The organism is Hydrogenophaga sp. A37 (assembly GCF_002001205.1).
In the GTDB taxonomy this organism is placed as follows: Bacteria; Pseudomonadota; Gammaproteobacteria; order Burkholderiales; family Burkholderiaceae_C; genus Hydrogenophaga.
In genome coordinates, this window is record NZ_MUNZ01000136.1 from 16319 (window position 1) to 36001 (window position 19683).

The 19683-nt window shown below is 68.5% G+C and carries 18 protein-coding genes; 14 read left to right on the forward strand and 4 right to left on the reverse strand.

Going from position 1 to position 19683, the window contains the following annotated elements; genetic code table 11:
- The first annotated feature begins 104 nt into the window (after positions 1-104).
- From atzF to B0E41_RS18865, 14 genes are all read left to right on the forward strand, one after another.
- Complete coding sequence (gene atzF / locus B0E41_RS18800) at positions 105-1850, forward strand: allophanate hydrolase (protein WP_077333175.1); 1746 nt, start codon at positions 105-107, stop codon at positions 1848-1850.
- A gap of 43 nt (positions 1851-1893) precedes the next feature.
- The gene (locus B0E41_RS18805; protein ID WP_077333177.1) at positions 1894-2898 is read left to right on the forward strand and encodes an ABC transporter substrate-binding protein; all 1005 of its coding nucleotides are present in this window, start codon (positions 1894-1896) and stop codon (positions 2896-2898) included.
- A 5-nt stretch (positions 2899-2903) separates the two neighbouring features.
- Positions 2904-3743 (forward strand): ABC transporter permease, encoded by an 840-nt coding sequence (locus B0E41_RS18810; RefSeq protein ID WP_077333179.1) that lies wholly within the window; start codon positions 2904-2906, stop codon positions 3741-3743.
- Positions 3740-4564: an ABC transporter ATP-binding protein gene (locus B0E41_RS18815; RefSeq protein WP_077333181.1), complete on the forward strand. Its 825-nt coding sequence runs from the start codon at positions 3740-3742 to the stop codon at positions 4562-4564. Before B0E41_RS18810 ends, B0E41_RS18815 begins: the two co-directional genes overlap by 4 nt.
- Entirely contained in the window at positions 4561-4764 is a 204-nt protein-coding gene (locus B0E41_RS18820) for an AtzG-like protein (protein WP_077333183.1), read from the forward strand. Before B0E41_RS18815 ends, B0E41_RS18820 begins: the two co-directional genes overlap by 4 nt.
- An 8-nt stretch (positions 4765-4772) precedes the next feature.
- Positions 4773-6176 (forward strand): AtzE family amidohydrolase, encoded by a 1404-nt coding sequence (locus tag B0E41_RS18825; protein ID WP_077333185.1) that lies wholly within the window; start codon positions 4773-4775, stop codon positions 6174-6176.
- The gene (gene hpxZ, locus B0E41_RS18830; protein ID WP_077333187.1) at positions 6173-6547 is read left to right on the forward strand and encodes an oxalurate catabolism protein HpxZ; all 375 of its coding nucleotides are present in this window, start codon (positions 6173-6175) and stop codon (positions 6545-6547) included. Before B0E41_RS18825 ends, hpxZ begins: the two co-directional genes overlap by 4 nt.
- A 46-nt stretch (positions 6548-6593) precedes the next feature.
- Positions 6594-7700, forward strand: a complete 1107-nt coding sequence (locus tag B0E41_RS18835) for a BMP family ABC transporter substrate-binding protein (protein WP_077333189.1) — start codon at positions 6594-6596, stop codon at positions 7698-7700.
- Positions 7701-7713: 13 nt separating this feature from the next.
- Positions 7714-8784 (forward strand): ABC transporter permease, encoded by a 1071-nt coding sequence (locus B0E41_RS18840; protein WP_077333191.1) that lies wholly within the window; start codon positions 7714-7716, stop codon positions 8782-8784.
- A gap of 28 nt (positions 8785-8812) precedes the next feature.
- Positions 8813-9733 (forward strand): ABC transporter permease, encoded by a 921-nt coding sequence (locus tag B0E41_RS18845; RefSeq protein ID WP_077333193.1) that lies wholly within the window; start codon positions 8813-8815, stop codon positions 9731-9733.
- 136 nt (positions 9734-9869) lie between these two features.
- Entirely contained in the window at positions 9870-10559 is a 690-nt protein-coding gene (locus B0E41_RS18850; protein WP_077333195.1) for an isochorismatase family cysteine hydrolase, read from the forward strand.
- Positions 10556-12130: an ABC transporter ATP-binding protein gene (locus B0E41_RS18855; protein ID WP_077333197.1), complete on the forward strand. Its 1575-nt coding sequence runs from the start codon at positions 10556-10558 to the stop codon at positions 12128-12130. Before B0E41_RS18850 ends, B0E41_RS18855 begins: the two co-directional genes overlap by 4 nt.
- 2 nt (positions 12131-12132) lie before the next feature.
- Positions 12133-12804, forward strand: coding sequence for an isochorismatase family cysteine hydrolase (locus B0E41_RS18860; protein WP_077333199.1), 672 nt, complete (start codon positions 12133-12135; stop codon positions 12802-12804).
- 23 nt (positions 12805-12827) lie between these two features.
- A complete protein-coding gene (locus tag B0E41_RS18865) occupies positions 12828-13547 on the forward strand; it encodes a GntR family transcriptional regulator (protein ID WP_253195011.1) in 720 nt (239 codons plus the stop codon).
- 65 nt (positions 13548-13612) lie between these two features.
- Here B0E41_RS18865 and B0E41_RS18870 read toward each other — a convergent pair whose 3' ends face one another.
- From B0E41_RS18870 to B0E41_RS18885, 4 genes are all read right to left on the reverse strand, one after another.
- Positions 13613-13753, reverse strand: a complete 141-nt coding sequence (locus B0E41_RS18870) for a DUF3096 domain-containing protein (protein ID WP_077333203.1) — start codon at positions 13751-13753, stop codon at positions 13613-13615.
- 61 nt (positions 13754-13814) lie between these two features.
- Positions 13815-15023 (reverse strand): hypothetical protein, encoded by a 1209-nt coding sequence (locus tag B0E41_RS18875; RefSeq protein WP_171984819.1) that lies wholly within the window; start codon positions 15021-15023, stop codon positions 13815-13817.
- Between the two features lie 2 nt (positions 15024-15025).
- Positions 15026-16429 (reverse strand): MBOAT family O-acyltransferase, encoded by a 1404-nt coding sequence (locus B0E41_RS18880; protein WP_077333207.1) that lies wholly within the window; start codon positions 16427-16429, stop codon positions 15026-15028.
- Positions 16426-19683, reverse strand: a 3258-nt coding sequence (locus tag B0E41_RS18885) for a glycosyltransferase (protein WP_077333209.1), incomplete at its 5' end; no start/stop codon positions are given. The genes B0E41_RS18880 and B0E41_RS18885, both read right to left, overlap by 4 nt.

Here is a 19683-nt window from a genome sequence, read left to right on the forward strand (position 1 = left end):
GGAAACCAGTTACACAGCGGTTACAGCACCCCCGCCAAGGGTGACTCCAAAAAATTGGCATCGATCTTGCATTGCATCTTGGATACAAGATGGAATGCTTAATCATGGTGCATGAATCCGATCCCGTGCAGAACGCCGACGCGCCGACCATGAAACCCGGTGCGCCCTCCGCGCCCGAGGCCTGGCTGCACCAGCCGGCCCAGCCCTTGCCCGGCAACGGTCCTGGCGTGCTGTCGGGGCTGCGCTTCGCGGTGAAGGACAACATCGACGTGGCCGGCTGGCCCACCACCGCCGCCTGCCCGGCGTTTGCCTACACCGCCCCCGCGCACGCCACCGTGGTGCAGAAGCTGCTCGACGCTGGTGCATCGCTGCACGGCAAGACCAACCTCGACCAGTTCGCCTGCGGCCTGAACGGCACGCGCTCGCCCTACGGCGCCGTGCCCAACGCGATCAACCCCCTGTATGTGTCGGGTGGTTCCAGCTCGGGCTCGGCCTATGTGGTCGCCACCGGCCAGGTTCACTTTGCGCTCGGCACCGACACCGCCGGCTCGGGCCGCGTGCCGGCCGGCCTGAACAACATCGTGGGCCTGAAGCCCTCGCGCGGGCTGATCAGCGCCCACGGCGTGGTGCCCGCCGCGCAGGCGGTCGATTGCGTGTCCATCTTCGCCACCACGGTGGCGCGCGCCGCCCAGGTGCTGGCCGCCGCGCTGGGGCACGACGCCGCAGACCCGTACTCGCGCGCCCTGCCGCTGGCCACCGCACCCTTCGGCGCGCGTTTCCGCTTCGGCGTTCCGGCATCGCTGGCGTTCTTTGGCGACGAGGCCGCGCGCGCGGCGTTTGAAGAGGCGGTGCAGCGCCTGAAAGACCTGGGCGGCGAGGCCGCGCCCATCGACTTCAGCGTGTTCTCGGCCTGCGCCGACATGCTCTACGACAGTGCCCTGGTGGCCCAGCGCTACGAAGCCATCCGTGGCTTCTTCGACGCCCACGAAGACGAGGTGATGGAGCCGGTGCGCAGCATCGTCGGGGCCGGCCGCCCCTACAGCGCGGCCGATCTGGTGGCGGCGCAGACCCGCCTGGCGGCCCTGGCCCAGCAGGCCGAGCCGCTGTGGCGCGGCATCGACCTGATGGTGGTGCCCACCGCGCCCACGCACCACACCATCGAGCGCATGCGGGCCGACCCGGTGGCGCTCAACCGCCAGCTCGGGGCCTACACCAATTTCGTCAACCTGCTCGACTACGCCGCGCTGTCGGTGCCCAGCAGTTTCCGCCCCGACGGCTTGCCGTTCGGCATCACCCTGATCGGCCGCTGTGGCAGCGACTGGCAGCTCGCCGAGCTCGGCCAGCGCTACCACCACGCCACCGGCCTGACCCAGGGCGCCACCGGCCAGCCGCTGCCCGAGCCCCAGCCCATCGAGGGCCTGACCCTCGCGGCGGCACCGCGCGTGCGCGTGGCCGTGGTCGGTGCCCACCTCTCCGGCATGCCACTCAACGGCCAGCTCACCGAACGCGGTGCCACCCTGCTCAGCCGCACCCACACCGCGCCCGTCTACCGCCTCTACGCGTTGCCCGACACCACGCCGCCCAAGCCCGGCCTGCTGCGCGTGGCGCCCGGCGAAGGCGAACGCATCGAAATCGAGGTCTGGGACATGCCGGTGTCCCAGTACGGCAGCTTTGTCGCACTGGTGCCCGCGCCGCTGTCCATCGGCAGCCTGCAGATCGCCGACGGCAGCAGCGTGCAAGGCTTTCTGTGCGAACCCCTGGCGCTCCAGGGCGCGGCCGACATCACCCACCTCGGCGGCTGGCGCGCCTACCTGGCCGCCACCGCGCCAGCCCGCCTCGCCTTCCCTTGACACCCCCAACCACCGGCCCTTTTCAACCCGCAGGAGTTTCCTGATGAAACACCACCCCACCGCCTCTCCCCAGCGCCGCCAGGTGCTGCAACTCGGAGCCGCTGGCGCTGCCCTGGGCCTGCTGGGTGCGCCCGCCGTGCTGCGCGCGCAGACCGGCCCCAAGATCCGCATCGGCTACTGGCCCATCGCCGCAGGCCTGCCGTTCTACTCGGCCATCGAGCTGGGCTATTTCAAGGAGGCCGGCCTGGATGTGGAAGCCCTCAAGTTCGCCGGCGCGCAGCAGGTGATGGAGGCCGTGCTCTCGGGCCGCGCCGACGGCACATCCAACGGCACCGGTTCGGCCAACATCGCCATCGGCGAGATCGCCCAGCCCGGCACCTTCAAGATCTTCTGCTCCAACCCGAGCAACGTGAAGAACGTGCTCGACGAGGTGATCGTGCCCGCGGCCAGCCCGGCCAAGGTGATGGCCGACCTCAAGGGCAAACGCATCGGCTCCGGCCCCGGCATCCAGAACGTGACCCTGGCCAAGACCGTGCTGGAGCGCGGCGGCGCGACCGGCGCCACGGTGGTCGAGTTGCCGATCGGCCAACACGTGGCCGCGCTCGCGGCAGGCCAGATCGACGGTGCCTACACGCTCGAACCCACGGGCACCATCGGTCGCATGAACGGCACCACCAAGGTGCTCGAAGCCGGCGTGATCGCCAAGTACGTGCTGGGCGACCCGATGGCGCCGTGGTTCGGTGGCTCGGCCTCGTTGTCCTCGGAGTTCATCCAGAAGAACCCCGACGCGGCCAAGAAGTTCGTCGCCGCCTACGGCAAGGGCGTGGCCTACGTGCGCAGCAAACCGGCGGAGGCGCGCCAGTACCTCAAGGGCTACACCGCCATCGAAGGCGCGCTCACGAGCGAGGTGCCGCTGGCCGCGTACACCATGTACAACGAGTTCACGCCGACCGACGTGGCGCACTTCCAGAAGTTCTTCGACCTGTTCTCCGATAAGGGCATCTTCTCGAAGCGCCTGATGGTCGACTCCATGCTCTACAAGGGCTGAACACGATGGAAGCGACGTCGCCCGTGGCCGCCGAGACGGCGAAGCCCTGGAGCCCGCCGGCCTCGGCCGGCGCGCCCACACCCGCGAAGAAGACCGACTGGGGCAAGGCCCTGCCTTTCGTGGGTCCGGTGGTGCTCTTCATCATCTGGGACCTGGTGGTGCGGCTGGGCTTCATCAAGCCCATCTTGCTGCCGCCGCCCATCGACGCGCTCGGCGCGCTGATCGGCGGCCTGGCCGGTGGCCCGCTGATGATGGACTTCGTGGTCACGGTGTGGCGCACGGTGCAGGCCTTCCTGATCGCCGCCGTGCTCGGCATGCCGTTGGGTGTGCTGCTCGGCAGCAACGAGAAGGCCTACCGCAGCGTGGAGTTTCTGATCGACTTCTTCCGCTCCACGCCCTCGTCGGCGCTGATCCCGCTGTTCCTCATGATCTTTGGCGTGAGCGACATCAACAAGGTCGCCATCGCCGCCTTCGGCGCACTGCTGATCGTGGTGTTCAACAGCGCCTACGGTGTGATCAACGCGCGCAAGCAGCGCGTGATGGCGGCCAAGGTGATGGGCGCCACGCGCTGGCAGGTGTTCAAGGACGTGCTGATCTGGGAGAGCCTGCAACCGAGCTTTGTCGGCCTGCGTTCGGCCGTGTCCATGGCCCTGGTGATCGTGATCGTGGCCGAGATGTTCATTGGCGCCGACAGCGGCCTGGGCAACCGCATCATCAACTCGCAGCAGGTGATGAACGTGAAGGACATGTACGCGTCCATCCTGGCGGCGGGTGCGCTGGGCTATGCGCTCAACGTGCTCTTCCTGCTCATTGAGCGAAAAATTGTTCACTGGAGTGGAAGATGAACGCTGTCCTCAATGCCCCGGTATACGACGCCGACGTGCCCGCACCCGAGTTCAACCCCGGGCCGGCCGGCACGCACATCACCATCCGCGGCCTCACCAAGTACTTCGCGGGCTGGCCGCTGTACGAGAACTTCGACCTCGACATTCCGAAGCACAAGATCGTGTCGGTGTTTGGCCCCAACGGCTGCGGCAAGAGCACGCTGATCAACATGATCGCAGGCCTGGTGCCCATCGACAGCGGCGAGATCCTGTTCGATGGCAAGAGCCTGAAAGACACCAAGATCGGCTACGTGTTCCAGAACTACCGCGAAGCGATGTTCCCCTGGATGCGCACCATCGACAACATCGCCTACCCGCTCAAGCTCGAAGGCAAGAGCAAGGCCGAGGTGGACCGGCGCATGGCCGAGCTGGTGGCCAGCTTCGACGTGAAATTCGACCTCCACCGCTACCCCTACGAACTCTCTGGCGGGCAGCAGCAGACGGCGTCGATCATGCGCGCGCTGGCGCCCAACCCCGAGGTGCTGTTCCTCGACGAACCCTTCTCGGCGCTGGACTTCGAGATGACGCTGTTCATCCGCGAGAAGCTGCAGGAGGTCTTCATGCAGACCGGCACCACCATGATGCTGGTCTCGCACGACCTGGAGGAGGCCGTGTACCTGGCCGACCAGGTGCTGCTGCTCACCAAGCGCCCGACCAAGGTGGCACAGATCCTGCCCTACGGCGACCCGCGCCCGCGCACCACGGCCACGCTGTCCGAGCCCAGCTTCATCGAGGCCAAAAAGCTGTGCCTGGAGATCTTTCAACGCGAGGTGCGCCGATGACCGACGAGCAGACCCTGGCCTACGTGCGGGCCGTCGCGGTGGTGGTGGGTATTCAGCTGGACGACGCGCAGGTCGCGCGCGTCGCGATGCACCTGCAGCGCACCGCCGGCCTCGCGGCGACGCTGGAGGCCATCCCGCTGGCACCGCACGACGAGCCGGCCGAGCTGTTTCACCCCGCCCCTTTCGACCAGCCCCGTTGAGCCGCGCCATGCCCACGCTTTCACTGTCCCAGACCGCACAGGCCATCGCCAGCGGCGAGCGCAGCGCCGCCGCCGTGCTGGAGACCTGCATCGCCCGCATCGAGGCCACCGACGCGCGCGTGAACGCCTTCACCGGCACCCGCTTCGACGCCGCCCGCGCCCAGGCCGCGCAGGTCGACGCCCGGCGCGCATGCGGTGAACCCCTGGGGCCGCTGGCCGGTGTGCCGTTCGCGGTGAAAAACCTGTTCGACATCGCGGGCGAGGTGACCCTGGCCGGCTCCAAGGTGAACCGCTCGAACCCGCCCGCCACCGCCGACGCGGTGCTGGTGCAGCGCCTGCAGGCCGCGGGAGCGGTGCTGGTGGGCTCGCTCAACATGGACGAGTTCGCCTACGGCTTCACCACCGAAAACACCCACTACGGCCCCACCCGCAACCCGCACAACCTGGACTGCACGGCCGGCGGTTCCTCGGGCGGCTCGGGCGCGGCGGTGGCCGCCGGCCAGGTGCCGCTCACGCTGGGTTCGGACACCAACGGCTCGATCCGCGTGCCCTCGTCCTTCTGCGGCATCTGGGGTTTGAAGCCCACCTTCGGGCGGCTGTCGCGGCGCGGCAGCTTTCCCTTCGTGCACAGCATCGACCACCTCGGCCCCTTCGCCGACGACCTGCCCGGCCTGGCCCTCGCCTACGACGCGCTGCAAGGCCCCGACCCGCTGGACCCGGGCTGCTTCGCGACCGCGGTGGCGCCCACCATGCCGTCCCTCGCCCAAGGTGTGCAGGGCCTGCGCGTGGGCGTGCTCGGCGGCTACTTCGACGCGTTCGCGACGCCAGCCGCGCGCGAGGCCGTGTCGCTGGCGGCCGACGCGCTGGGCGTTCACGTCGCCGTGCAGCGTGGCATCGAATGGCCCGACGCTGCCGCCGCGCGCGCCGCGGCCTTCATCGTCAGCGCCAGCGAAGGCGGGCAGCTGCACCTGGCCAGCCTGCGCACGCGAGCCGCCGATCACGAGCCGCTGTCGGTGGACCGCCTCATCGCGGGCGCGCTGCAACCGGCCGCCTGGTACGTGCGCGCGCAGCGCTTCCGCCGCCTCTACCGCGACAAAGTCAACGCCCTGTTCCGCGACTGGGACGTGCTGATCGCACCCGCCACGCCGGTGGCAGCGCCGGCCATCGGCAGCGAGTGGGTCCATGTCAATGGCCAGCGCCTGCCCTGCCGCCCCTCCATCGGGCTGCTCACCCAACCGATCTCGTTCTCCGGCTGTCCGGTGGTGACCTCGCCCATGTGGCCCGGCGGCACGGGCGGCCTGCCCATCGGCGTGCAGCTCATCACCGCGCCCTGGCGCGAAGACCTGGCGCTGCGCGCCGGCTGGGCGCTGGCGCAATCGGGCGTGGCGCAGGTGAAGGAGACAGCGCTGTGATCATCAACGAACCCGATGTGCTGGCCGAAGTGACGACCGTGTTCGAGCGCTACGAGGCCGCCCTGGTGGGCAACGACGTGGCGGTGCTTGACGAGCTGTTCTGGGACAGCCCGCACACGCTGCGCTTTGGCGCCACCGAAAACCTGTACGGGTACGACGCCATCCGCGCCTTCCGCGCCGGTCGCCCCTCGACCGGCTTGGCGCGCACGCTGGGCAAGACCGTCATCACCACCTACGGCCGCGACTTCGCCACCGCCAACACCGAGTTCTTCCGCCACGGCAGCGACCGCACCGGCCGCCAGAGCCAGACCTGGCTGCGCACAGCAGACGGCTGGCGTGTGGTCGCCGCGCACGTCAGCCTATTGGACTGAATCCGTTCACCCCGTCCCCACCCACCACCCCACCAGGAGCCTTCTCATGAGCCACCTCTTCTCCAACCGCCGCGATTCGATCAAGACCCTGGCCGCGCTCGGCGCGGCGGCCAGCAGCCCCTTGGCCTTTGCGCAGAAACCCGTGACCGTGGGCGTGATCTACGTCGGCCCGCGCGACGACTACGGCTACAACCAGGCCCAGGCCGAAGCAGCGGCCATGCTCAAGAAGATGCCGGGCGTGAAGGTGGTGGAAGAAGAGAACGTGCCCGAGACCGCGGCCGTGCAGCGCACCATGACCGGCATGATCGCGCAGGACGGCGCGCAGCTCGTGGTCCCCACCTCGTTCGGCTATTTCGACCCCCACATGCTGGCCGTGGCCGCCAAGTTCCCTGACGCGCGCTTTGCCCACTGCGGCGGCATGTGGACCGAAGGCAAACACCCAAAGAACACGGCCAGCTTCTTCGGCTACATCGACGAGTGCCAGTACCTCAACGGCGTGATCGCCGGGCACATGAGCAAGAGCAAGAAGATCGGCTTCATCGCCGCCAAGCCGATCCCGCAGGTGCTGCGCAACATCAACGCCTTCACCATGGGCGCACGCTCGGTCGACCCGAAGATCACGACCAACGTGATCTTCACCGGCGACTGGTCGATGCCCGTCAAGGAAGCCGAGGCCACCAACAGCATGGCCGACCAGGGTGTGGACGTGTTCACCATGCACGTGGACGGCCCCAAGGTGATCGTGGAGACCGCGGCCAAGCGCGGCAAGATGGTCTGCGGCTACCACGCCAGCCAGGCCAAGCTCGCGCCACAGGCCTACCTCACCGGCGCCGAGTGGAACTGGCTCACCGCCTACACCGCCTTCGTCGACGCGGTGCGCAGCGGCAAGCCGCACCCCAACTTCGTGCGCGGCGGGCTGAAGGACGGCTTCGTGAAGATGTCGGCCTACGGCCCCATGGTCACCGACGCGGCCAAGAAACAGGCCGACGGCGTGAAGGCGCAGATGATGGCCGGCAGCTTCGACATCTTCAAAGGCCCGCTCAAGGACAACAAGGGCGGCACCGCCATCCCCGCCGGCAAGGCGTTCAAGCAGACCGACCTGGAGCTCGAAAAAATGAACTACCTGGTCGAAGGCGTGAACGGCTCCGTCTGACGGCACTGCGGCCATGCGCAACATCCTCCTCCCCGTCGGCGCGATCCTCGTGGCCCTGCTGCTGTTCGGCCTCATCGTCTCGTTCGCGGGGGTGAGTCCGGTCGAGGTCTGGGTGCTGCTGTTCAAGGGCGCCTTTGGCGACTGGTACTCGTGGCAGAACACGCTGCAGCGCGCCGCGCCGCTGATGCTCACCGCGCTGTGCGTGGCGATCCCCGCGCGCGCCGGCCTGGTGGTGATCGGTGGCGAGGGCGCGCTGGTGCTGGGCGGGCTGGCCTGCGCCGCGCTGGCCCAGGCGCTGCCACTGCCGACGAACCTCGCAGGCACGGTGATGGTGTGTGTGGCCGGGGCACTGGCCGGCGGGTTGTGGGTGGCGCTCGCGGGCTGGCTGCGCCAGTACCGGGGCATCAACGAAACCATCAGCAGCCTGCTGCTGGCCTACGTGGCCATCGGCCTGTTCAAGCACCTGGTGGAGGGGCCCTTGCGCGACCCCGCCAGCCTGAACAAACCATCCACGCCCGCGCTCGACGAGAGCCTGCTCATCAGCACCATCGCCGGCTCCGACGTGCACTGGGGCCTGGTGATCGGTGTGGTGGTGTGTCTGGTCGCCGGCCTGTGGCTGCGCCTCACGCCCTCGGGTTTCGCGGTGCGTGTGGTCGGTGGCAACCCGCGCGCGGCCCAGCTGGTGGGCCTGCCCGCCACGCGGCTGGTGGTGCTGGCCTGCGCGCTCGGCGGCGCGGCCGGCGGGCTGGCCGGCGCCATCGAGGTGGCCGCCGTGCACACCAGCGCCAACGCCGCGCTGATCGCGGGCTACGGCTACGCCGGCATCCTGGTCTCGTTCATGGCGCGGCACCACCCGGTGGCGGTGATCCCGGTGGCCATCTTGTTTGGTGGTTTCGGCGCCGCCGGCAGCCTGCTGCAGCGCCGCCTCGGCCTGCCCGACGCCTCGGTGCTGCTGCTGCAGGGCATCGCCTTCGTGCTGATCCTGGCCAGCGAAGCGCTGCGCGACACCGACTGGAAGGCCTGGTTCGCGCGGCTCGCCCGAGTCGAACCCTCTGCGCCGCCACCTCTGGGAGAGAAGCCATGACCACAGCGCGAAGCATGGGAGCCGCCCGATGACCGCCGACCAGTTGATCATCTTCCTCGCCGGCATCGTCGGCGGCGCGCTGCGCGTGGGCGTGCCCTTCCTGTTCGTGAGCCTGGGTGAGTGCCTGACCGAAAAATCCGGCCGCATCAACCTGGGCCTCGAAGGTGTGCTGGTGCTCTCGGCCATGACGTCCTTCGGCGCTTCGTACCTCAGCGGCTCGCCTTGGGTCGGTGTGCTGGCCGGCGCGGTGGCCGGTGCGTTGCTGGCCACGCTGCACGGCCTGCTGTGCTCGCTGCCGCGCGTGAACGACGTGGCCACCGGCATCGCGCTCATGCTGCTCGGCATGGGCCTGGCCTTCTACCTGGGCAAGCCGCTGATCCAGCCGCAGGCACCGCAACTGCCCGCGCTGTCGCTGGGCGGCTGGAGCGATTCGCCCGCCGTGCGTTCGGCGCTCGAAGTCAACGCGCTGCTGCCGCTTGGGCTGCTCATGGCCGTGCTGCTGTGGTGGGCCTTCGCCAACACACGCCTGGGCCTGCTGGTGCGCCTGGCCGGCGACTCGGCCAACGCCACGCGCGCGCTGGGTTACTCGGTCTCGGGCATCCGCATCGCGGCCACCGCGGCCGGCGGCTTCATTGCCGGCCTCGGTGGTGCCTCGCTCACGCTGTTCTACCCCGGCAGCTGGAACGAAGGCATCTCCAGCGGCCAGGGCCTGATCGCCGTGGCGCTGGTGATCTTCGCGCGCTGGAGCCCGCTGCGTTGCGTGGGCGCGGCGCTGCTGTTCGGCGGCGCGGGTGCCATCGGCCCGGCGCTGCAGTCGGTCGGCATCGGCTGGGGCTACCACCTCTTCAACATCGTGCCCTATGTGCTCACGCTGCTGATCCTGGTGCTCACCTGCCGACCCGGTGTGGTGGTGCCAGGCAGCCCCACCGAACTCTCCTCCAATAGGTGATGCACCCCCCGAAGCGCCTTCGGCGCCTCCCCCCTGAGGGGGCAACACCAGCGGCCCGGCAAAGCCGGTTCCGCGGTGTTCCCCCACCAGACCCTCTCATGCGCCGCGTGTGTTGCGGCACGCCAAGGAGATTTGAATGGAACGTTTCGTCGACGCCAACCCCTACGCCTGGCCGTACAACGGCGATCTGCGGCCGGAGAACACGGCCCTGATCGTGATCGACATGCAGACCGACTTCTGCGGCGTGGGCGGCTATGTGGACCAGATGGGTTACGACATCTCGCTCACGCGCGCGCCCATCGCGCCGCTGCAGACGCTGATGGCCGCGCTGCGCGACGCCGGCTACACGGTCATGCACACCCGCGAAGGCCATCGGCCCGACCTCTCGGACCTGCCGGCCAACAAGCGCTGGCGCTCGCGCCAGATCGGCACCGAGGGCGTGGGCATCGGCGACGACGGACCCTGCGGTCGCATCCTGGTGCGTGGCGAACCGGGCTGGGAGCTGATCCCCGAGCTCGCGCCGCTGCCGGGCGAGGTGGTGATCGACAAGCCGGGCAAGGGTTCGTTCTACGCCACCGACCTGGAGCTGCTGCTGCGCACGCGCGGCATCAGCAACCTCTTGCTCGCCGGCATCACCACCGACGTCTGCGTGCACACCACCATGCGTGACGCCAACGACCGCGGTTTCGAGTGCCTGCTGCTGTCGGACTGCACCGCCGCCACCGACCGTGGCAACCACGAGGCCGCGCTGAAGATGATCACCATGCAGGGCGGCGTGTTCGGCGCGCACGCCACGTCCGCCGCTGTGCTGGAAGCGCTGGCATGAACGCAGACCAAGCACCCATCGGCGGACTTCCGCTGTCCACCGGCGCGCTGGCGCTGGACACCTACGACATGGGCATGCGCTTTGGCAGCTTCCAGGCGCTGCAGGGCGTGAGCATGAAGGTCGAGCCGGGCACGGTGCATGCCCTGCTGGGCGAAAACGGCGCGGGCAAGAGCACGCTGGTGAAGTGCGTGGCGGGTTTCCAGCGCCCCACCAGCGGCAGCATCCTGATCGACGGCCGCGAACAGGCCATCCCCAACCCGGTGGTGGCGCGCGCGCTGGGCATCGGCATGGTCTACCAGCACTTCACGCTCGCACCGGGCATGACGGTGGCCGAGAACCTGCTGCTGGCTGGCGGCGAGACGCCGTCGGTGATCGACTGGAAACGGCAGCGCGCCGTGCTGGGGCGTTTCCTCGCGTCCACCCCGTTCCAGCTCGACCTCGACGCCCGGCCGCAGGAGCTGGCCGCCGGGGAAAAACAGAAGCTGGAACTGCTCAAGCAGATCTACCTGAAGCCCCGGCTGCTGATCCTCGACGAACCCACCTCGGTGCTCACGCCGCAGGAGGCCGACGAGGTGCTGGGCCATGTGCGCGAATTCGCGCGCAGCGGCCAGTGCACGGTGCTGATCATCACGCACAAGTTCCGCGAGGTGATGGCCTACGCCGACAACGTGACGGTGTTGCGGCGCGGCCAGGCGGTGCACCACTGCGCCGTGGCCGGCACCACCCCGGCGCTGCTGGCGCAGGCCATGGTGGGCGGCGCGGCCGAGAGCGCAGAAATCCCGGAGGGCGCCGGGCCGGTGACCCGGACCGACGCCCCGGCCATTGGCGCGGTGTCGCTCGCGGTCCAGGGCCTGCAGGTGATGGGCGACCGCGGCACGCTCGCCGTGCAGGACCTGAGCCTGGCTGTGGCCAGCGGCGAGATCCTGGGTGTGGCGGGCGTGTCGGGCAACGGCCAGCGCGAGCTGGTGGAGGCGCTGGTGGGCCAGCGTCCCCGCTCGGCCGGCACGGTGACGGTGCAGGGCCAGCCCTACGCCGCGCGGCGCGAGGAGAACCACCGCCTGAAGGTGCGCAGCCTGCCCGAGGAGCCGCTGCGCAACGCCTGCGTGGGCGATCTCTCGGTGGCCGAAAACATGGCGCTGCGCGACTTCGACCGCGCGCCGCTGTGCAGTGGGGGCCGTCTGCGCTTTGGTGAATGGCGCAGCCGCGCACGCGAATGGATCGCCGGCTATGGCATCAAGACACAGGGCGAGGACGCGCCCATCCGCAGCCTCTCGGGCGGCAACGTGCAGCGCGCCGTGCTGGCGCGCGAGCTGCACGGCGACATCAACGTGCTGATCGCCGCCAACCCGGTGTTCGGCCTCGACTTCGCGGCCGTGAAAGACATCCACACCCGGCTGCGCGGCGTGCGCAACCAGGGCGGCGCGGTGCTGCTGATCAGCGAAGACCTGGACGAGCTGCTGGAGCTGGCCGACCGCATCGTGGTGATGAGCGAAGGCCGCATCGTGTTCGAGACGCCCGGTGCCACGGCAGACCGCCAGACCATTGGTGCCCACATGGGCGGAGGACACTGACCATGAACATTCCCGCCCAACCCTTCCCCTACGCGTTCGATCTCGCGCACAGCGCGCTGGTGATCATCGACATGCAGCGCGACTTCATCGAGCCCGGTGGTTTCGGTGAAAGCCTGGGCAACAACGTGGCCCTGCTCTCGGCCATCGTGCCCGCCTGCCAGGCGGTGCTGCAGGCCTGGCGCGATGCTGGCGGCCTCGTGGTGCACACGCGCGAGGCGCACGCGGCCGATCTGTCCGACTGCCCGCCGGCCAAGCGGCTGCGCGGGAACCCCGAGTTGCGCATCGGCGACGAGGGGCCGATGGGTCGCATCCTGGTGGCGGGCGAGCCCGGCAACCAGATCATTCCCGAGCTTGCGCCACAGCCCGGCGAGATCGTGATCGACAAGCCGGGCAAAGGCGCCTTCTACGCCACCGGGCTGCATGAGACGCTGCAGCAGGCCGGCATCAGCCACCTGGTGTTCATGGGCGTGACCACCGAGGTCTGCGTGCAGACCAGCATGCGCGAGGCCAACGACCGGGGCTACGACTGCCTGCTGCTGGAGGACTGCACCGAGAGCTATTTCCCCCACTTCAAAGCGGTCACCGTGGAGATGCTGCGCGCCCAGGGTGGCATCATCGGATGGACCGCCCCCAGCGCGCCCTTGTTGGACGCACTGGCCCCACCCCGGCGATGACCCCAGGCTGCCAGAGTTTCCCCGTGCACACCACCCGACCATCCACCGCCCAGACGGCCACCACACGCCCCTCGCGCGCCGACGAGGTGTACGAGCAGCTCAAACGCGACATCGCCGACTTCCGGCTGGTGCCGGGCGACCGCTTCAGCGAACACGAGCTCTGCGACCGCCTCTCGGTCTCGCGCACGCCGGTGCGCCAGGCGCTGTACCGCTTGCAGCAGGAGGGGCTGGTGGAGGTGATGTTCCGCAGCGGCTGGCGCGTGCTGCCCTTCGATTTCGACAAGTTCGACCAGCTCTACGACCTGCGCATGGTGCTGGAGACCACCGCCGTGCAGCGTCTGTGCCAGCAAGAGGCGGCCACCTCGTCACCGCTGCTGCAGGCGCTCAAAGACCGCTGGTTGGTGCCCGTGAACGAGCGCAGCAGCGACGCCACGCAGGTGGCGGTCTGGGACGAGGCCTTCCACGAAACCCTGGTGCAGGCCGCGGGCAACCCGGAAATCGCGCGCGTGCACCACGAGGTGACGGAGCGCATCCGCATCATCCGGCGGCTCGACTTTCTCAAACAGATGCGCATCGACGCCACCTACGACGAACACGCCAAGATCCTGCGCGCCATCCTCGCGCGCAAGGGCGACCGCGCCGACCTCCTGCTGCGCTCGCACATCCAGGCCAGCCAGGTCGAGGTGCGCAAGATCACCCTGCACCAGGTCTTCATGGCCCAGCAGGTGGCGCCTGCGGCCTGAGCGGCGGAAAGCCTTTCGCTGATGCCCGTCGGGCACGGCCAGCGTTCACGCCGCCGGGTGCCGGTTCAGCGCTGCCCCAACAACCCCAGCACGCCAATGATGATCAGGTAGACGGCGACGATGGTGTTCAGCAGGCGGGGCATCACCAGGATGAGGATGCCGGCGATGAGGGACACCAGCGGTCCGATGCTCAGGTGCAGGTTCATGAGGGGTCTTCCTTGATGGGTGTTGCAGAGCAGGCGCGCCGGCTCGATGTCGGTGGATGTGTCACGGGCTCAACAAGGCCGTGATATCGCGGAAATAGCCTTTGTACCCCATGAAGATCGACTGTTCGCTGTAGACGTGCAGCAGCACATCGGGCTGGAACAGGTCCACGGTGACATGGCGCAGCCGCCGCCGCTGTTCCGGGGACAGCCGCGAGAGGTTGTTCATGGACAGGTACCAGACCTCGGCAAAGTAGGGCGCCAGGGGTTCTGCGATGGCCTCGCCAAACGAATCGCCCAGAATGACCAGGCGCGGGCGCCGTTGCTCCGGCGGCAGCTGCCAGGCCGACCGGAACCGCGCGACCTGAAAGAGCGCGGCCGCTTCTCCGGCCAGTTCGGGGAAGCATTCGGGCGAGTTGTGGCACACCAGCATGTTCTCGTCCTTGTACAGGGGCACTTGCGTGGCATGCGAGTGGCTGAGCCCGGGCGCGAACTGCGGAAGGTCAAACGACTGCACGGCCTCCACCAGCGGCACATCGACACGGCGGGGCAGCGACCACTGGGTCTGGGCGAGCCAGTCGGCCACGGGCATGGCACCCTGGTGGTCCCAATGCAGGTTCCAGGGGTGGTAGACGGGGCGCGCCTGGTCCGCGAGCCTCATCACATCGAAGGGATAGAACACCCGGCGGTCCATGTCCGGGTCCTGTCGAATTCCGGCCAGCAGCGCTTGCACCGGCGGTGCGAACGCGGCGCATTCGTCCTGCAGCCATTGCGGCAGCTTCTCCGGCTTCAGCCTCGACTTGTCCGGCACCAGGAGAAGCTGGGCGACCGGCGCTGCCGCCCGCGACACCGCCAGCAACTGGCGCAGCTGCCCGTGGATCACGGCAACGGGCACCTCGTCGGCACCACACAGGGTGCGCAAGGTGTTGTGATGGGCCAGGCCTTTCGAGCCGAGGAACAGGTACCCATCTTTTCCGGCCATCAGTTCTCTCGACGTGAAGCTGCCGAAGACGACGTGGTTGAGGCGGTTGTGGGCGACCAGCAGCTCGTGGCGAAAACCGAAGTGGTCGCGCAGCCAGGCCTGAACGGCGGCGGGGAGCCCCTTCGCTTCGGCCAGACTGGCCGGCCATGACACGGAAGGGGCCAGCCGGCGGTTTTCGGCCTGCGCGGGCGGGGGAGATGACAGCCAGTGGCCGGCCATCGGAAGCCCGAGCAGGCTGAGCCACACCACCACCACGCCCATGTTCCACCACCGAATGCTTGACATGGCCATGGTCAGAACCGGAAGTAGAGAAACGGGTTGTGGCTGCCCGCGGCGAGCGTCATGGCGCACAGCAGCAGCAGGACCGACAGGAAGGCGAACCGGGCGACCCGGAACCTGGGCCGCACGAAGTGCCCGCCGCCGATCCAGTCGCGCAGCGGCAACATGGAGCAGCCGGCCAGCAGCAGCACGGTCAGCGCCTTGCCGTCGAGGTAGCGCAGCAGCACCGGCGCGTGGTCGGCGGTGGCGGCGAGCCCGGCCATCGCGGCATAGAAATCGACCGCCTGGGCCATGTCCTGCGCCCTGAACATCGCCACGCCCACGACAAACACCAGCCAGGCGTACCCTTGTTGAACGACCGTCGGCCATCGCGCCGTGACTTCGGCGAGCTTCAGCCGCTCCAGCACGATGAACAGCCCGTTGTAGGCGCCCCAGAGCACGAAGGTCCAGCCGGCACCGTGCCAGAGTCCGCACAGTGTGAAGACCAGCACCGTGTTGACCATGGTCCGTGGTGCGCCCCGCCGGCTGCCCCCGAGCGGCAGGTACACATAGTCGCGCAGCCAGCTCGACAGGCTGATGTGCCAGCGGCGCCAGAACTCCCGCACGGACAGGGCGCGGAAGGGGAAGTTGAAATTGCGCGGAAACGAGAACCCGAGCAGCAGGGCCAGGCCCAGTGCCATGTGGGAATAGCCGGAAAAGTCCATGTAGACCTGAAAGGCATAGCCGATCGCACCGAGCCAGGCCACGCCCGTCGACAGCGCGTTCCGCTCGAGGGCGTAGATCGCGTCGACCATGACGGCGAGGTTGTTGGCCAGCAGCAGCTTCTGCGCCAGGCCGATGACCAGCAACTCCAGACCGAAACGCCAGCGTGCGGCCGTCCAGTGGCGCTTCACCATCTGCCGCCGGATGGCGATGTAACGCACGATCGGCCCCGCCAGCAAATGGGGGAACAGCAGCAGGTAGTTGGCCAGCCGGAACAGGCTGCGTTCGACCGGTGTGTTGCCACGGTAGCAGTCGACCAGGTAGGAGATCGCGTGAAAGGTGAAAAACGAAATGCCCACCGGCAGGGCGGGCACATCGTTGATCTGCAGGCCGATGCTGAGACCGATGGCGTCCAGCGACCGAATCAGGAACCCCAGGTACTTGAAGGCGGCGAGCAACAACAGCTGGAACAGCACCCCCAGCACCAAGACCCGGCGACGGACCCCGGCGCGACCCGGAAACCGATCCAGGGCCAGGCCAACAGCGTGGCACGCCAGCAGGGAGGCCAGCAGCACCCAGGCGTTTCTCCACTCTCCCCAGCTGTAGAAGATGGCACTGCCCACGAGCAGCACCACGTTGCTGCGCCCGGTGGCCATGTAGACCCCCAGGAACACCGGCAGGAAATAGAAGAGAAACTCGACCGAACTGAAATTCATGCAGCCATCGCGCCGGGCTCTTCCGGTTTGACCACCGTCAGCACCATGAAGTCGGAGCCGATCACCCCCTCCGCCATGAGCCGGTCTTCCAGCGCAAAGAACCGGTTGAGGTGGGCCATGTCCACCGGGTTGTCGGGGTCGAAGTTCTGCGCGATGTCGCTCAGGCCAATGTGCAGCAGGGCGCCGCCCAGATCGTGTCGCGCCAGCACCCGGAAATACCGCTCCACGGTGGCCACGATCTGGGACGAACGCACCGCTTCGGTTGGATCGCAGGCGATCACGTCGGCCGCCAGCGGGCGCTCCCTCGGCCCGCGCACGACGCCGTTGGGCAGCCGGTGGTAGCGCTCGGGCAGGGTCAGCAGAAAGTCGTTCATGTGCGACAGCTGCGCGTCGGTCCACTGGAACCGGTCGGGTCCGACGTACTCGTGCAGGTGGAATACACCGCCCGGCCGCAGGGCGCGCCGGACCATCCGGCACAGACGGTCCAAGTCGGTGATGTGGTGGACCGACTGGAAGCCGAAGATCAGGTCGTACGACGCCTCCGGCAATTCCAGCCGTTCCAGGTCGGCCACGTGGTAGTGAAGGCTGTCCAGACCTTGCGCTGCGGCTGCGGCTCGCGCCCCTGCGATCGCGCCGTCAGCGATGTCGTAGCCGTCAATGTGGGTCGCCATCTGGATGCTGGCAAAGCCGCGCTCCAGCGCGCCGAACCCGCAACCCAGGCTGGCCACGCGCGCCAGGGGCAAGCGCCACCCCAGGCCGACCAGCGTTTCCTTGAGGTGGATGTAGACGTCCTTCCCTTCGTCGCCGGTTGCCTTGTGGTTGAGGCGGGCGATCACACGCGGGTGCGCCATCCAGTTCATGCCCTGGATTTCCTGGCGCTGCACCGGCGACACACTCCAGGCTTCGGCCGTCCGGGCCAGATCGGTCGGCGCACTCGCCGGTGAGGCCCCAGCCGGCTGGCCGGGCAGCACCTTGAACACATCGTTCAGCACCGCCTGCACGACCCCCTGAAAGGCCCCGGGTGCGCAGTCGCGGGCCACCGCCGACAGTGCGGCCTGCCGGGTCTGGTTCCACAGCGTTTCGTCCAGGTAAAGGCGGGCGCACGCCTCGGCGAAGGCATCGGCAGACCGTGCGCTGAGCAGCTCGCCGCTGGCGCCCCAGCCCAGTTGCCCGGCCACAAGCTCGCTGGCCACCACCGGCAGCCCGTGGGCGGCCGCTTCCTGCACCTTGATGGGGATGCCCGCTGAAAAACGGGTCGGCGCGACAAACACGCGGGCCCGGTCGTAGAAATCACGGATGTCTTCAATGCGCCCATGGAAGGTGACGCGCTGGCTTCCCAGCGCCGACACCAGCCCTTCGGAGTGGCTGCCGACAATGTCCAGCAAATAGCCGTCACCGATGCGCTGGTCGAGCCGCGGCATGACCTCGCACACGAACCAGCGCACCGAATCGGCGTTGGGCGAGCCGTCCTCGGCCAGTCGCCCCACGAACAGCAGGTTGCGGCGTTCGGCGTGCGCGCGCGGCGTGGGCTGCGCGGCAATGCCGTGGCCGAGCACCCGGACGTCCTGGCAGCCCGCCCCGCGGAAGCGCCGAGCGTCCGCGTCACTCACGGTCAGCACGCAGTGGGCCGCCTCCGCCATGTGCAGCTCCCGCGTCAATTCGACCTCGCGGTCCTCCGGCGAAGAGGCCATCCCCAGAACCTCGTCCCTGAGCGCTTCGCGGGTCGCAAAGATCGCCTCGGCGTCGTAGACCAGCGTGGTGGTGGCGAGAAAGGCCGGCGCCTCGCGGCACGCGAGAAGGAACCGGTCCATGTTGTGAGGGCGACTGACGATCACGGCGTGGTAGAACCCGGCCCGCTCGCGCAGGAACTGGGAGAGCCCGGTGATGCCCAGCCCCGCCACGATCTCCACCTCCCGCGGCAGCACGGAATAGGCCTCATCGAAATCGACCGCCGGACACGCCACCGGGTAGTGGCTCACGAAGGCACCGCCCTCGTGCAGGCTGTGCACCAACTCGCGCGCGCGCGGAAACCCCGACCCCAGGGAGGGCACGGGAACGCGGTCATCGATCACCAAGATGCAGGCCTGTCCACCCGACCGCTGGCGCGCTTCGAGGGAGCGCGTCCCTTGGGGCCGATGTTCCGCAGCCAACACCTGGGCATGCCGGGCCACAAAGACCTCCCGATGCGCTTCCATCAGCGAAGTGGCGGTCTGCTCGGTGTCGGAACTTCCGAACTCGTAGTGAAGGATCTCCACGCGCGGGTCGTACACCACGCTGTGTCCGGCAAGCCGGATGCGCATGCAAAGATCGGTCTCCTCGTAGTACGCCGGAACATATGCCGGGTCCAGCCCCTCAAGAGCGACAAACAGCGAGCGCCGCACCATCAGGAAAGCGCCCGAACAGTAATCGACTTCACGCCGAAACTGGAACTCGGCCTCGCCCGGGTCGCGCCCCCGGCCATGGCCCAGGCAACTGCCGTCGCTCCAGATGATGCTGCCCGCCTCCTGCAGGCGACCGTCGAGCAGCACCACCTTGCCACCGACCGCGCCCACCCGAGCGCGTTCGTCCAGCAGTGCCAGCGCGGCCGACACAGAGCCCGGTTTGAGTTGGGCGTCGTTGTTCAGGAACAGCAGGTGCTCGCCCCGCGCTTGCGCCGCCCCGATGTTGGCGGCACGCAGAAAATGCAGGTTCTCCGACTGCGGCAGCAACCGGACGCCCTCGACCCGGGTCAGGAGTTCGAGCGTCCGGTCGCTGGAGGCGTTGTCCACCAGCACGATCTCGCACGGCGCGTCCAGCGCGTCCACCAGGGACTCCAGGCACTTGAACGTGAGTTCGGCCTGGTTGTGCAACACGATGACGATGGACACGCGCGGCGTCTCGACCGTCGGAAGGACGAGGTGACGCCCGCTGTCCAGGAACGCGGTCAGCTCTTGCTGGCTTCGCTCGCGGAAGGCTTGCTTGACGTCGACCTCCACGGGGGTGGGGTCTTCAGGCGCGTGCGCCAAGGCGGGCACCAAACACCGCATCGGGAACGCCCGGTTTTCGTGCCGCCCGTGGGTCTCGTAGTGGGCCAGTGCATTGAGCTCGCGCTGCGCCACGTCGGGGTTGTCCTGGAGGTAGGTCCGGGTGGAAAACCAGGGGCCGGGGTCGCGATCTTCAAAGCGCCCGCCAAACAGCGCGTAGTGCTCGGCCGCATCGGCGCCGGCCGCCGCCACATCCGGGTAGGCCGTGAGGTACCAGGCCCCATCAAAGAA